The following is a 14697-nucleotide window of genomic DNA, read 5'->3' on the forward strand; positions in this document are numbered from 1 at the left end:
AATTAAAGAATAATGTTCTTAGCCAACTTAATTCCTCATTTAAACTGTTATTTCACAAATTTATAACCTTCTGTATATCGACAGTTGTGTTTAAAATTCGTGCATCCATAAAACGGCCCTCGTGAACCTTTTCTATAGACTAAAAATCCTCCACATCGCGGACATAACTTTGGCTTTTTCAATATCTCTACATGTTGATTAGTATAATCACAACCAGGGAAATTCGTGCACCCCAAAAAGATCGTATTCCCCACTCTACGCGTTAAATGCCCTATTTTGCATTTTGGACACTTTGGATTCTCTGTTACGCTCTCTTCTTGCGTCACTAATTGATAGGGAATCCTATCCTTCTCAATTAGTTCTTTTACAAAAGTAGACATTCGCTGCTCAGAAGTTAAGATGTAGCAAGAATTTCGTGTACGTGTTAGCCCCACATAAAACAGGCGGCGTTCTTCCGCAAATTCAAACGACTCTTGATCCGTAAGCACACAAGAGAGCACAGGATCATCCGCGATTTTATTCGGGAATCCCACGAGACTGTTCTCCGCATTCAGCAAAATAACATGATCTTCTTCCAGCCCCTTGGATTTATGGGTGGTCAAAAACGAGATCCGAAGCTCGCGGTACTTTGAATAGGTAATCTGGGTCTTGTCTGCATTCAGAAGAAATTCAGATTCCTCATCTAAAAAGTTGATATCAAAACCATTGCGTCCAAGTAGAAGGATTTTTGTGTTTTTCCCATATTCCTTCACGATGCGTTCGATGGCTACGCGGAGTGCTGTCGCCTTGTCTTTTTGGTACCCCAAAATACGAAAAGGTTCTGGATTTTGATGCATGGATTTCAATTCTTTTCGGAACTGATTTTCATTCCGCATTACAAAGCGACCAGCCACATCCACAAGCTGCTGCGAGTTCCGATAGGTCTGCTCAATCTTCATCAACTCATGGGTTCCAAAATATTGACCAAAGTTGGTGAAGAGCTGTAAATCAGAACCCGCAAAACGGTAGATCCCCTGCCAATCATCCCCAACACACATGATTTTAGCTTTCGTCTGCTCTTGAATTGTTTGAATCAGGCCAAAGCGGCTTTTCGATATATCCTGATATTCATCAATAATAATATAAGTGTACGGAAAATACGGTTTGTTTCTCCTAACAATATCAGTAGCTTGATTAATCATATCGTTGAAATCGATACTTTTTATCTTCTTTAAATGTTCTTCATAGTAGCTGTATATCGGCCGAACAAGAGATATAAATAGTTCCGTTCGTCGCTTTAAAAAAGGAATCTCGGGTTTCGTTTGGTTTTGCTGAACAAATGCTTCAAATTGATCTACTTCATATCCACTGGACTTAAACAAGTTGATGAAAGTCGCTATCAGCTTCACAAATTCCTTAAAGTATTTATCTTGATTCTCTTTATAAACACTATTAAAAATCGACAGATAATCGGCCTCTTTAAACTTTACCCCATGAGCCAGCAAATATTCCCGTAACTTATCAAGAAGCACCCCCTGCTTATTGAGGTAAGAGTATGTTTCAATCAAAGTCGTTCCTTGAGAAGCATGCTGCTCTCTTTTCCATCTCATGGAGTCTAGGTACTTTTGTTCCTCGATGGGGCTCAGCCAAGGCGTACGCTCCACTTCATCGACGCCAAAATGTTCAATATACAGATCATGCTCAGGTAAGTAAAAATCAGGCTTATACTGACGGTATTGTTCTGTTCGTGTATCAAACGGATAGTCCCGTTCATACTCATACTCCACCGAATTCAAGAATAAAAAATTGGCAATCAAGGTTTCTTCGAAGCTCTTTACCGATTCCCCTGCAAGAGTTTTCAATTGGCTTTTCTGTACATGCGCTGCATGGTCTACATAATCAGATTTCGACATTTTTCCCTTTAAGGTCTCAAAATCCAGGTTACGATGGAAGTCATGGTACTCCCCCAAATTCTCAAACTCAGAATAATCTTTCGGAATACTAAGGTAATATCCAAAGAATTCGATAAGATGCCTAATTTGTTGGTCCTCTTCAAATATCGTATCCTTCATATACGCCTGAATGACTCCCGCAAGATCGCTAAAAATGTCTGGCTTCGCTTGATGATGCTTAGCAATAATCTCAAGACCTAAGGCATGAAAAGTTTTTACGTCTACAGGGAGGTGGAGTCGGCTTTCGATTCGCTCCTTCATTTCTAGCGCAGACTTCTTGGTAAAAGAAATCAGCAATATTTCTTTAGGTTTCACGTGTTTTCGCTCTACCAAATACTTCACTTTGCCTGCAATCGTTAATGTTTTTCCGCTGCCAGCTCCAGCTAATACCAAATTGCTATCTTCATCCGTGACCACAGCGATTCGCTGCTGAGCATCTAGAGACTTCCCATCAATATTGGAGAGTAACTCTTGAGCTTCAATCAATTCTCTCTTGATGTATTCCTTGTTCCAATCTGATCGATACTTGTTCAACTCTTTATAAGCGTCAATGCTTGCGGAAGTCGATTCGGAGATCCCACTGATATCGCCTGAGCTAAAGTAAACAAACGTGTCTTTATACTGAGAAATCAATTTCACAGCTAAAGTATGTGTGAAGTAATCCTTACGAGCTTTCTTTACATCCACAAGAAAAGTCGCAGCATGTTCAGTTTTCCCTGTGATTTCTTCATTTAATTGTATAATACTTGTGCGTAACTTGGAGAAAACACTCCAATACTTTTCTTTTTGAGCTTGAAAAAGAGTTTCAATTTTCAAAAATCGAGGATCAAGATTACGTTGTTCCGTGGGTACTCCTTCAAAATAACGCTCAAGTATAGGGTTAATCGCATGAGGAAATTCCTGCGTATAGAACTGATGCATGTGTTTTGTCGTCAAATTGGTAATTTGCTCTTCTGAAATATAGAATCTCTGCAATGATATTTCTGCAAACCGTCTTTGCAACCCCATGTCCGAACCAGCATAAAGCTTCAGTTGGACTTCAAGCTGTTCCAACATCTTATTCCACTTTCGATTTTCCAAATATGCTTTTATCCATGTAATCAATTACATCACATTGCCCTTCATGCTTAATAAAACTAAGCGAAATATTTTCCCATTAATAATGTATCAAATTAACATGCGAAATACACTTAAAAATAATAATGAAAATCTTACTAATTAAATACTATCTGCTCTATAAAAAAATCCAGCGCATGTCGATGCTGAATTAAGATTTTAACTGTATGCAACTGATCATGCTTTAACAAATTATATTAGACTTATAACTCTGTCTGCTATTAATAGGATGCTCAAGCAAAATAACCATGAAAAAAGCAAATGATATCGCATTAGAAGAGTTCCAGGCTAATTATGCTGAAGAATTTAGTAATTACACTTTCGAGACCAATGAAGTCTATTCCTATAGTGAAACAGAGGTCAAATCGCTTGCTACAAAATCACCTTTCTCGATGATAAAGTAGTGCCTATAGCAGCTTATTTAATTTCTAAGAAGAATGGAGAAATTGTTAATCAATTCAAACGGTGAACAGTAATGATTAAGAGGCCTCTTTAAAATGGGCTCTTTCGTCAATCCAAAACCAAACCTAATGAACCCGACTTTCGTATGGCTCACTGTTCGCGTATAAGCCCTCTTATTTCCATTCCTCACAAACCCCTTTATGTATGAAAAAAGGTGCCCCTACAGAGCAAACAAGTAGACTTCCTTTTAACATATCTACTTCATAAATGAACATTTTTTTGTCAAATAAAGAGATTATTTTTTATGTCAATAAAAATAAAGTTGTAGGCTAATGACGACGATTATTTGTTAACTTATGGAAGGGTTAGTTTTAATATATGTAGTATTTGGAGCGAAAAAGAAGTTATCTGAATTGGTCCTTCCCCAGAAGTTTACTGCATTTGACTATCATTTAGGATAAACTAGAAAATAGTCGTTTAAATGGGCATGAGTTAACGCATACAATCAATCGAAATGAGTTGATGGATCTTGGGGGCATGGAAAGAATTTAAAGAAGGCTTCAATAACGCTGTTCAAACGTCAGGAAAACCAAAATCCATACCAAAAACTTCTACTAATCAAACACCAATCAATCAATCTGGGGAAGAACAAATGAAACAAGAGACAAAAGGTTGTTTTGGGTGTTTAGGTTTTATTGTGGTTATCATATTGATTGGTAGTATTTATTTCGCAGTCACAGATGATAATGAACCTAAGCAAGCGAGTCCCTTACCTGCTGTCAATGTAATTGAAATTCAGAATCCCACTAGAAGCAAACCATCAACTGAACCATCGCCGACGATTATTCCCGAAATTACAAGGAATTTAAGTGATATAGTTTGGAAAGAAGAATCGTATATTCAGAATCTAAAACAGACTGTTCCTCTAAAAAACGGCATAATAAGTGACACAAAGCTTCGTACTAACAAGTTTACAAAAAGTGAAAGCACCACGAAAATAAAGAACGGATTAATTCTAGAACTGGTTGTAGTGTCGGATACCCTTAATAAATCTACTCTAGATCAAATGGCTTATAACATTTTTAACAAGGTTCATTCCCAAAAAACAAGTGTCTCACTGACAAGTGTATTTATTACATTCTCTTTAAAAAGGGGAAACGAATCTTCTGAGTGGCAAAATTATATTTTGGGAATCAATTCAATTAACAAATATTTCAAGAATAACAACACAAGTCCCGATGGATTGTTTAATTGGATTGAGCAGAATTTTAAACTACCTGAAGGGGATTTTTTAGAAGAAGATAATTCGTGGACGACATTAAGTAGGAAGGCATCGCCCAAATAGATCCTTATTGTGATCGTCTTATCAATTTGTAACTATTTATTGACCTGACGGGGGATATTAGTTCAAGGGCAACAGCGGCGACTAAGGCCTGGGTAATAAAGTCTTGGTCGGCTCTTTTTCCTTTAATGATTTTTTTTTGAGTTTGACCTACTTTTAAATTATGGCATAATCCATTCCCCCTATAAATCAAATCATCAAGCCTTTTAAAGCAGGATTAAAATCCCCTTTTGTCGAACATAGGCACCAGGAGGGATTCAATGAAAATCAATTTATTTGGAGACGTAGATCTATGGGAGACTATAGGACCAATAATTTTAGGTGGGATTGCAGTTGCAGTTATTGGCCTTATGTGTTTTCTCATTATTCGGAGGATTGATAATGGATCAATACGTAATTTGGTGGGTATTTTATCGGTAATATTAATTGTTTCGGGATTCTTCGGGACAGTTTACTTTGGAAGTGCATTATGGGGGAGTCGCTGAAAAGTGGCTCTTTTTTGTATCTGAATTTAAAAGGTTCCACTGATCTAATCCATCTGTCCCACAATGTTATCTTTGAAGTTGGTACGCTCCTAGAACTCCTTAAGAAATAAAATCCTACGTATGGCTATGCTCAATGGATTGGGGCAAATGAAAATAAATAAATACAAAAACAAATAAATCGAACAAAAGAAATTTCCTTCTGTTCAATTTAAGTTGATAATTCAAATGTACGTTAATTCCGTAAAGAAGGCTCCAAATGTTGACTCCATATCCCTTCAGCAACTTGTCGAGGTGTAAGATTCTCCTGACTTCCATAGATACTAAAGCTCATTTTTAAGAATAATCGTTTTTCGCCGTCCTCATTACACACAAGCGATTCATTGTGTGCATTATCGCTATGACTATGTGAATGACCATAATAAAGAAATATCTGGTCATAACCACTCGTAAAAAATCTATCTCTCCATATTTTCATTGAAGCTTTTTGTTGTCCATTCACATATAAGTTAAAAATATTCTTTTTTTCGGTTATTTTATCATTTTCAAACTGAAAGTTTGGATTCTTCCCTTTTACCTTCGTAAGAATTTCTTCTAATGTTGCGACAATTTCATTATAGCTATCACGCATAAAATCGTTTCGATTTAATTCTGTATTTTTCCTCAAGTTGGGAATTTTCAAATTATCAAACCCAGTTTCCTTTTCAACCTTTTGGGCTATTGAAGTCCTCGGCTTCAAATCTGGTATTTCTCCAAGGGGTTCTACTGCAAGCCAGGGAACTCCTTGAATTCGATATACAAGTTTTTCTAGTGCCTCAGCGTATTCTTGGTTATCGGAAAAATCGATAACATTATATCCTTGCAAATGGAAGGGGAGTATTTTATTGAAGTCCCCTTGGCCTCTCCCTATAAAAATAAACTTGTCAGGGTTTCTTTTTAGAGTCTCCAAGGACAATAAGGTTTCAAAACCAACGCCCCCAGCTAGAGTATCTGCCTTTTGGGCATATTTCTCTGTAAGCACAAAAACAACAAAATCTCGGTCACGTATATTTTGGATCATCATCACATTCAAATTTGTGGTTTGCGTTTGTGTTATTGTTATATCTATTATAGCTTCAATACCTCTTTTTCTAAGATCCTGCATTAAATCGTACACCCATTGCTGGTGTTCAAGGCTATCCCAACTGTAACTTAAAAAAGCTGTCTTGTGCTCCGATCCCATTACAAGTGACCTCCCAGAGAATTATACTTTCTTCGAATATATAATCAGATGGTTAAAAAAAACGAGAATTTAAACCATTATCATATACCCACTCTTGATGTTCTAGGCTATCCTAACTATAACTTATTGAGGCTGATTTATGCTCCGATTTCATATAATTGAACCTCCAGTATAATATATACCGTATCTAGTATGTAATCTATAATTAGGATATTGAAATTCTAATTTTAGTAATGTAAAAATGGCAGTGCATAACTCTCCCATATCTCTTTAACTATTTGGCGAGTTGTAGGATTGTCATGAAGTTTCAAATTACTAATACCTTTCCTTAATAATAATTTCTTATCATTATCTTCTCCACATGAAAATGAATCGCTATATGCACTAACATTAGAAGAGTATTTGAAAGGCTGACCATTATTCAAACGTTCTTTATTAAAACGACAACGACAAACATGTATATTGTTAATCTTATTTTGTGAATTAATCCATATTTCTATAGATGTCTTATATTCACCACTTAGATATAAATGAAAGGTTCTTTTTTGTTCTATTATTTTTTCTATTATTGTACTAAAATTTGGATATTTCAATTTCACTTCATCAAGTAATTTTTCAAATATTAAAATGATTTCATTATAGTTTTGTTCTATAAAATAATTTTTCTCCGAATGTGTATTCCCTCTCAGATCGGGTATTTGAAAATCCGCAAATTTTATTTCTCTCTCATATTTTTTTTCAATCGTAGCCCCTAGATTCATTGCAGGAACAGCACTAAGAGGCTCTAATTTAAATAAGGGTATCTTATTTATGCGGTGCACTAGTTTATTGAACGCCTCATTGTATAGTCGGTCATCAGAAAAATCAATGATATGATATCCTCGTAGATGAAAGGGGAATATTTTATTAATATCGCCCTGACTTCTCCCAATAAAAATAAACTTATCGGGATTTGTCTTTAAAGTATCCAAGGACAATTTTGTTTCAAAACCTACGCCCCCTTCTAAGGCATCTGCCTTTTGGGCGTATTTCTCTGTAAGGACAAAAATAACAAAATCACGATCACGCAAATTTTGGACCATCATCACATTAAGGTTTATAGTGTGGTTTTGTGTTATCGTAATATCTATTTCAACGTCTATATTTTTTCTTCTGAGGTGTTGCATTAATTCGTATACCCATTTCTGGTGTTCAAGGCTATCCCAACTGTAACTTATAAAGGCTGATTTATGCTCCGATTCCATATAATAAGACCTCCAGAGTGATATTACATCAAGTATATAAGCTTGAGAATAAAGGGTAAACAATGAAAGTTAGGCTCTTAATGAGATAAGGCTCTTATCCCCCGACAAGGAATTGTCCGTAAGTGAATTGACATGATCCTCACTCATATCAATACAAGTTCGTTAATCGTGATTTGGTAATTATTTAGAATGGTTAGCGTCTATTACAGATCATGCAGAAATATAGGATTTGATACAAACGTTAATAACCAAGCTAATTGATACTTGAAAAAAGAAAACCAAAAGAATATAATAAGAATATAAAAAGAAAGTAAAAAGAAAGTAAAAAGAATATCTAAAGTAAGATCTAAGAAAATAAAAAAAGTGAAGTGATTTAATGATTATTATTAAAGTAAATGAAGTACCAAATTCAAAAGAATCCTTGAAGGCGCGCGTTCGCCGAGCCTGGAGAATGAATGTTGATCGCTTATACAATCAAGAAGAACTCGCTGCGGTGTATCGAGGTGAAATTCTTGAAGTTTACAAGATCATCAGTTACAAAAAAGATGAGCAAAGACCTGACCGAGTTGCTTTTGAACTTGAGGAAATCTCAAGCCAGCTAAAGGGGAAAAAAATAATCTATAAAACAGCTAATCCAGCAACAATCTTGGATGTAACAGATTTAGTATTTGTATAAACGAAAAATAAATAATAAAGAGGAGACATGTAAATGATGAGAGACGGACTTCTTTATTCGGATACGGAAAAGGCGATTTTGGATTGGGTGGCTTCCAAAGTGGAAACCGTGCAGGAGATGGAAAAAATCGCGCCATTGCTTGCAAACCTGATGCAACGCTCATCTGAAGGAGCTATTCAGAAGCAAATTGAGGATAGAAAACGAGAAGCTGGTCATAAAGAGTTCTTTTGGGCTAGAAAATAAAGCAAGGCATATGTGAACATTTATTAATAAATTTGAAGCAGCTAGTCTAACTCCGAGAGATCGGAGTTTTTTATTTTTAGGGTATTTAGGCGGGCGTTTAGTGAGGGATAATTTCAATGCATGAATCTGAAGAGGATGAATATTTTGAAGGTGATTACGGATATAGAATATGTGATTTTCGTGGTAAAGAGGCGTCCTACGGAGTAAATCAGTAGGCATCCTATCGAGTTGTATATCTTCCTAAACAAGGCCGTTCATGATGTTCGAAATCAGTGGAATAATCCGTCGTCTTTTCATTGCAAACTTAATGCTGAATCCATCCACTTTCATACTGATCTAATATATAGTACTTTTCTCCATAAAACATCCATTTGTGATGCAAAGAGTAATTTTATTTAACTTGGCAGATCATCCACCATCATATTATAGTAATTATTAGATTTGAATTTGTATTTTAGTAATTTTTTCTAAAATCTTAAACTTAAAATCCTCAAATATCTCTAATGTTTTTAATAATGTAGGAATAATATTACACATAGAGGAGAAAAAATTTGACGATCGATGTATCATTTGAACAGTTTGAAGACATATGGACAGACTCCCCAGATGTAATTTTAGATACGAATTGTTTTCTTGAAATACATAGGAAGTCAACTTCTGATCAGGAAGCTATATTGTCCATCCTAAGAGGTGTCGAAAGATCTGTATGGATTCCCGCCCAGGTTAAAGAAGAATATATGAAAAATTACCGCCATGTAAAAAAAACAGCGGAAGAAAAGTATAGCGAGGTTACCAAACAAATAAAGCAAGCTACTGTAAATGCCCGAAACTCTCTAGAAAAACAGTTCATCCAATATAAAGGCAATAATTACCCTAAAATCAATGAACTAAATGCTTTTATTCTAGCAAAATTATCCGAAGTCGATGAAGAAGCAGCTAACTATCAAACGGTAATTCAGGCTGAAATTCAAAAGAATAAGCTAATGCTGGAAAATGACAAAACAACAGAATTTTTAGAGGACATCGAAGTATCCGACAGAGTCGGTGCCCCTTTCACGTATCGGCAAAAAATTAATATATACACTGAAGGCAGTACTCGTTATCAGCATAAGATTCCGCCTGGTTATGAGGATAACAGCAAACGAAAAAATGACGAAACGAGTCTGGAGAAATATGGTGATCTGCTGATTTGGAAACAAACTCTTCATCATGCGGAGTCATCAGAGAAATCCGTCATTTTCATTACTAACGACGCAAAGGAAGACTGGTGGCTTCTCGATAGCGACAGAAAGCCAATTGAACCACGCAAAGAATTACTTGATGAGTTTGGGGAATATAGTGAAAATTCATTTATTATGTTGAACTTATCAATGTTTATTCAATATGTAAATCAACTTTATGGATATACAGATTCACGGTGGATCAAACTTCGAATGGAGCAGCAAGAATTTGCTCTTCAATGCATTGAACTTAGTGGTGGCTGGGATGTAATTTTGGATGAGCGAATGGCTCTTACCCTCTACCTCATTCATAGTGGTGACTTACAGGATTATTTGGATAATCCGTTATCGGATGTTGAAATTTTGGAATATCTGGATTATGACATCGACATAGAGTCTTTCGATATAGATGAGGAAGATTCTAAAGTCATTATCGTAGGTTATTTTAATGCAAAGATTATTGTTCAAATATCGGAAAGTGCCTTCTCTGATTATGATATCGATCATCACAATCAAGAGATTATTATAACGGGTTGGATAAATATTAAATGTGCGGTAACATTTGAGGATCATAATTACACCATTCCAAGAGAATCAATTGATTTAAACATCGGTGGTTTTGAGGCAGTAGCAGTTTCCCGACAATATTATGAAGACGATAAAGAAACTGAGACGGAAGATCATTTACCATTTTAAAGAGGGTTCATTTTGTGTATATTTTAACCGCCCTCGCTACCAAGCTATGCGGCCACATTAGATCCATAGCAACGAGGCGAGTAAGACTTGTATAATAAAGTCTTACTCGCCTCTTTTCCAACAAATTAGTTCCGCTTTCCTTATTGAAGAACTTGCTTACGACAATCTGTACTTTCGTACGCACTTTCAATCGCTAATGGGTTGTAGCTGCTTATCATTTGATTCTTTTTACATAGATGATCTCCTATCCGTATGTCTACAGAGGCACCAATTCGGTCTCTGTTATGATAATTCGTTTAGTCATATCAGACACTCCATTTCTAGTGGCCTATTTCTCGCGTATAAATTCTCATTATTAAGATGGGGGTTAGTCATATTGTTATTAGACAAAATGAATTTAATCAAATAAAGTATTTATATTCATGCATCCCTTTTAATTGCGCCTCTTTTTTGAGATGTTATGTCGACATTAATCTTACGGCAGTGTCATCATAAGCTACGGTTTAAGGGCCTAATTCTTGTCCAGGAATGACAAAAACGACTCAGCATAATGCTAAGTCGTTTTTGTCATTCCTTCCATACTATATCTACTTTCTTCCATAAGACCTTTTTATAATGTCCTCTTTATCAATGTTTATTGCTTTTGAGTAGTACGGATCGATCGAAGTCAAGGGCGTCTTACGTGTCTTCGCGCCTCGCTTTAGCAGTTTTTCAATACTACTGAGCTTCTCAGCTTCTTTGAACGCTGTAATTGAAAGCACATATACCACTCCCTTCCCTTTATTTGATTATACTATGCATCAAGATCGTGATCAAACAACATTTGAACAAAATCCACGCCTAATTGGGTCACGTCAATATACTTCCCTTGATCATCCAATGTTATAACCATTATGCCTTGTTTTCCAATAATGGACTTCATTTTTATTGTCAAGTAAATCCTTTCAACTTTATCTAAGCCCGTAAATGATTGTTTTGAATAACTAAACTGGTAGAACATTTTATCATATAATATTCCTCTTAAAATCCCTGTTCTTCTAGAGCTTTTAAAAAGTTCAGTTTCAAGTTCATCATTTTCGACTAATGCTACCTTCTGCTTATTTTCAGTATCCTTCTCACCCAGCATATCCAGAATTAATATTTGCAGTCCAAAATTAATTATATGATTGCTTCTAATATCTTTGGGTTCTTTTATTTCTTCTAAACCTTCACCAATTTCAAAATACAGATCTATTAATTTTTTGTCATTATCCTCTGCTGTACCTCTATATTGGTAAGACCCATCTAAAAATTTTTTATGTAATTCAGAGGGCATATTATAATATTGTTGCTGTAATGCATTCATATTTTTATTTTCCATGATATAGCTTAGCTCATGATTCAATTTAATACTTGTATTATCCGCATCTCTTTGTAAGTAATAACTATAAAACTGTATTCCTACGATGGAAGGATGTAGCTCAGCAAATTGTTTTAACAGGTCAAATAAATACTCCATCTTTTTAAATTTATTGATATGACCAAACTCTTTCCATAATCCTTTTGTTTGATCCCTTAAATCATACTCTAGTTGATCATTTTTTCTTGATAAATTTGATATTTCATTATCTTTTAATTTAAGTGCATAGCTATGTTCGTTCTCTAATTTAGTTTTTATTTTCCTGTTACTAAATATAAAAAATTAAATGATTACTACGAACAAAAACATAATTAGTGTGATAGTGGCTCTTGATATTGAAAGTTCTTTTTTGAAGAATTCAGTAAATAAACTTACTGATATGGCTGCTGAAGGAATTATTATTATCCCCAAAAAATCATAAATATCATCAATTTTAGAACTTAAGAATGAGCGAGCTACTTTTAGTATGTTGGTATCCTTCACTAATTTTTCTCCTTCGTCCCTAATTTTCCTTCATTATATTTCTATATAGCATTTTAAACTTCTTCCAATATAATTACTAGAAAATATTATCATTGGGATATTACCGCGTGGCCAATGGCTTTTCGCCGCTGTTTTATAATTAGCACAGCAACACTGTTATATTGAAGAATATCCTTTTTAAAAATTTGTAAGTTTGTACGTAAATAATATCTGTTGATTCTTTGAATCGCTGTTGAGCTATAGCTATATATCATTCGATTTTTCTCACATAGATAATTCCCTATCCATATATACAGGGGTGCATTAACATTACACTTTAGTTCGGCGTCAATTGTGATGATTGAAAACTCTGCATTCGCTTTTTGATCGTTTCATAGCCTACTTTATTTAGTTGATTCATCACATACCCAAAACCGTTTTGTCATATCTTTATTGCATTTCTAACGGACTTCAGTTCGCGCATACGCCCTCGGCTTGCCCACCTTCAAAGACCTTATGTTATGAGAGAAAAAGGCTCTACAAAGCAAACAAGCACTTGGTAGCCACCAAGTGCTTGTTCTTTCAAAAGGTACTTTAAAACACTCAATTTTCGGTATAGAGCTATAGTATGAATTTCCTTACTTCGCGATATCTTTTATAAAAGTTTTCAGTTAAAAAGAGATCTAGTTTCTCTCCCTGCTCGCCTGATCTAGTCCCAATTGTAAATGCAGCCAACATGATAATACTGGTACTAATTAGTTTACTCGTCATATTTTCATCAAGGTGAACCTCCGAGTATCCCTTTGCTGCGATGTTTTTACGAACCACATTAATATCCCCTCGAAAACCAGGGGAATCTAATAAGTGAAAAAAGTGAGCCCTAACATTCGCTAATACTTCATATAGAGTTTCTTGTGAATATTCTCCCTTTTCAATTCTATTCCAAAACATGTTTAAGAACATATTCCAAATTTTTATGTACGCCACATTTATTTCTGCGGATTCAACACGAATTTCATCAGTTGATATAACTCTTAAAAAATCAAGAATTGATTTGCAATCTTCAAGTCTAAGATTTTGTTGTTGAATGTTCGGTATCGCTCTTTTTAAATAATCAAAAATTTCATCCATTTTACTTCCATCCTTTTATTTTTTTATTAGTGTTCAACCCCAAAGGGACCTACTGTACAACATTGTAGCTAACTCACGGTTGATAAATTGTGGATCATTTGAATGAAGTTGCTCTTTACATATTTTCCTTAAATAAAGTAAGCCCTCAACATATTGATTGCCTAACCCCGCTATATTTTCTAAAGCCCCTGAAAAAAATCCATAAAATTCCTGAAAGGACATATTTTCAAGTTCCTTAACACTTCCAAAACCATTTAATTTTTTATCGATAATACATTTATAAATGATTTCTTCTATATAACTCATAAATGAATCAAAAAAAATTTTATCTTTTTCAAACTCGTATGAAGTAAGATTTTGATTTCCAAGTGAACTATCAATTGATTGAGCATAATTAGGTTCTCGAAAAGTAGGGATTTGAAAAACTCGGTCAACAAATTTCTTGTAAAAATATGTAGATACCTGAAAAGCTTCGTATAAGCTTTGTTTAGCAAGATCAACAGAATTACTATTATTATTACTATTACTATTATGAATAGTTTTGTTTCCTCGTATTCTAATAGAATGAAGAAGTGTTAACACTTCATTGTCGAGATACCCTCCCCTCTCAAGTAGACTTAAATTCAGAAAAAGGCTATCTGATTTTTGCAAGTTTAAGTATTCAAAAATTATATTAACGATTTCTTCCCCTAGCTTCCGTAATTTATATAAACTAGTGTCTGCATCGTTAAAAATATTATGTTCAGCTAAATAACCCAACTCATACAATGACGGGTATGCATTTTTAATAAACGTAAAATTTGAAAACATAATTCCCCCCTTATTATTTCATCATTTTTTCTATGTCTTCAAGTATAAACAATATCATTATCTAAACAAGTAGAAATTTCATATTGGTTAAAAACCTGTTGAAGATTGTGAATACAATAATACTTTAGCTGAAACATCGGATAATTGTAATGGAAATCCAGGTCTGATTATACATGAGGCGCTCAGCCCTCATGACTTCGATAATCGCACTACGCATTTTGATGAATTGCTACCATTAGTATCGCGGAACTATAGGGGATGCAAAATTTAAACGTTGTGATTAACCAGCTTATCAAGAGGCGATATAATCCTAGACCGCTT

The 14697-nt window shown here is 34.8% G+C and carries 12 protein-coding genes; 5 read left to right on the forward strand and 7 right to left on the reverse strand.

From position 1 onward, the window contains the following. Positions 1-47: 47 nt before the first annotated feature. Positions 48-2987, reverse strand: a complete 2940-nt coding sequence (locus H70357_RS30120) for a UvrD-helicase domain-containing protein (protein ID WP_038596899.1) — start codon at positions 2985-2987, stop codon at positions 48-50. Positions 2988-3978: 991 nt separating this feature from the next. On the opposite strand from H70357_RS30120, the gene H70357_RS30125 reads away from it, so the two are divergent. Both H70357_RS30125 and H70357_RS30130 read left to right on the forward strand, forming a co-directional pair. Continuing rightward, positions 3979-4794 (forward strand): hypothetical protein, encoded by an 816-nt coding sequence (locus H70357_RS30125; protein ID WP_038596902.1) that lies wholly within the window; start codon positions 3979-3981, stop codon positions 4792-4794. A 257-nt stretch (positions 4795-5051) separates the two neighbouring features. After that, complete coding sequence (locus tag H70357_RS30130; RefSeq protein WP_038596905.1) at positions 5052-5276, forward strand: hypothetical protein; 225 nt, start codon at positions 5052-5054, stop codon at positions 5274-5276. Between the two features lie 232 nt (positions 5277-5508). Here the strand turns inward: H70357_RS30130 and H70357_RS30135 are convergent, their stop codons facing one another. Together H70357_RS30135 and H70357_RS34660 are read right to left on the reverse strand one after the other, a co-directional pair. Beyond that, entirely contained in the window at positions 5509-6495 is a 987-nt protein-coding gene (locus H70357_RS30135) for a toll/interleukin-1 receptor domain-containing protein (protein WP_038596908.1), read from the reverse strand. Positions 6496-6722: 227 nt separating this feature from the next. Beyond that, positions 6723-7739 carry a toll/interleukin-1 receptor domain-containing protein gene (locus tag H70357_RS34660; RefSeq protein ID WP_052092335.1) on the reverse strand — a complete coding sequence of 339 codons (1017 nt, stop codon included), beginning with the start codon at positions 7737-7739 and terminating at the stop codon, positions 6723-6725. A 376-nt stretch (positions 7740-8115) separates the two neighbouring features. Here H70357_RS34660 and H70357_RS30145 point away from each other — a divergent pair, with 376 nt between their 5' ends. The 3 genes from H70357_RS30145 to H70357_RS30155 all read left to right on the forward strand — a co-directional run bounded on the left by H70357_RS30145 (position 8116) and on the right by H70357_RS30155 (position 10574). Then, the gene (locus H70357_RS30145) at positions 8116-8415 is read left to right on the forward strand and encodes a hypothetical protein (protein ID WP_038596911.1); all 300 of its coding nucleotides are present in this window, start codon (positions 8116-8118) and stop codon (positions 8413-8415) included. Positions 8416-8448: 33 nt separating this feature from the next. After that, positions 8449-8658 (forward strand): hypothetical protein, encoded by a 210-nt coding sequence (locus H70357_RS30150; protein ID WP_038596914.1) that lies wholly within the window; start codon positions 8449-8451, stop codon positions 8656-8658. 551 nt (positions 8659-9209) lie between these two features. Further along, positions 9210-10574 (forward strand): PIN-like domain-containing protein, encoded by a 1365-nt coding sequence (locus H70357_RS30155; protein WP_038596916.1) that lies wholly within the window; start codon positions 9210-9212, stop codon positions 10572-10574. 793 nt (positions 10575-11367) lie between these two features. Here H70357_RS30155 and H70357_RS30160 read toward each other — a convergent pair. The 4 genes from H70357_RS30160 to H70357_RS30175 all read right to left on the reverse strand — a co-directional run bounded on the left by H70357_RS30160 (position 11368) and on the right by H70357_RS30175 (position 14376). Beyond that, complete coding sequence (locus tag H70357_RS30160; protein ID WP_156130966.1) at positions 11368-11934, reverse strand: hypothetical protein; 567 nt, start codon at positions 11932-11934, stop codon at positions 11368-11370. 321 nt (positions 11935-12255) lie between these two features. Next, positions 12256-12456 (reverse strand): hypothetical protein, encoded by a 201-nt coding sequence (locus H70357_RS30165; protein WP_038596921.1) that lies wholly within the window; start codon positions 12454-12456, stop codon positions 12256-12258. A gap of 600 nt (positions 12457-13056) precedes the next feature. Beyond that, positions 13057-13566 (reverse strand): hypothetical protein, encoded by a 510-nt coding sequence (locus H70357_RS30170; protein ID WP_038596923.1) that lies wholly within the window; start codon positions 13564-13566, stop codon positions 13057-13059. A 33-nt stretch (positions 13567-13599) separates the two neighbouring features. Beyond that, positions 13600-14376 carry a hypothetical protein gene (locus H70357_RS30175; RefSeq protein WP_038596925.1) on the reverse strand — a complete coding sequence of 259 codons (777 nt, stop codon included), beginning with the start codon at positions 14374-14376 and terminating at the stop codon, positions 13600-13602. Positions 14377-14697: the final 321 nt, after the last annotated feature.

Source organism: Paenibacillus sp. FSL H7-0357, from assembly GCF_000758525.1.
Classification (GTDB): Bacteria; Bacillota; Bacilli; order Paenibacillales; family Paenibacillaceae; genus Paenibacillus_AQ.

What these genes read in the sequence shown, in the direction of transcription:
- H70357_RS34660 (WP_052092335.1), bottom strand. Translation starts at nt 7,739, where the DNA reads ATGGAATCGGAGCATAAATCAGCCTTTATAAGTTACAGTTGGGATAGC.
- H70357_RS30175 (WP_038596925.1), bottom strand. Translation starts at nt 14,376, where the DNA reads ATGTTTTCAAATTTTACGTTTATTAAAAATGCATACCCGTCATTGTAT.
- H70357_RS30120 (WP_038596899.1), bottom strand. Translation starts at nt 2,987, where the DNA reads ATGTTGGAACAGCTTGAAGTCCAACTGAAGCTTTATGCTGGTTCGGAC.
- H70357_RS30160 (WP_156130966.1), bottom strand. Translation starts at nt 11,934, where the DNA reads ATGGAAAATAAAAATATGAATGCATTACAGCAACAATATTATAATATG.
- H70357_RS30135 (WP_038596908.1), bottom strand. Translation starts at nt 6,495, where the DNA reads ATGGGATCGGAGCACAAGACAGCTTTTTTAAGTTACAGTTGGGATAGC.
- H70357_RS30145 (WP_038596911.1), top strand. Translation starts at nt 8,116, where the DNA reads ATGATTATTATTAAAGTAAATGAAGTACCAAATTCAAAAGAATCCTTG.
- H70357_RS30130 (WP_038596905.1), top strand. Translation starts at nt 5,052, where the DNA reads ATGAAAATCAATTTATTTGGAGACGTAGATCTATGGGAGACTATAGGA.
- H70357_RS30150 (WP_038596914.1), top strand. Translation starts at nt 8,449, where the DNA reads ATGATGAGAGACGGACTTCTTTATTCGGATACGGAAAAGGCGATTTTG.
- H70357_RS30170 (WP_038596923.1), bottom strand. Translation starts at nt 13,566, where the DNA reads ATGGATGAAATTTTTGATTATTTAAAAAGAGCGATACCGAACATTCAA.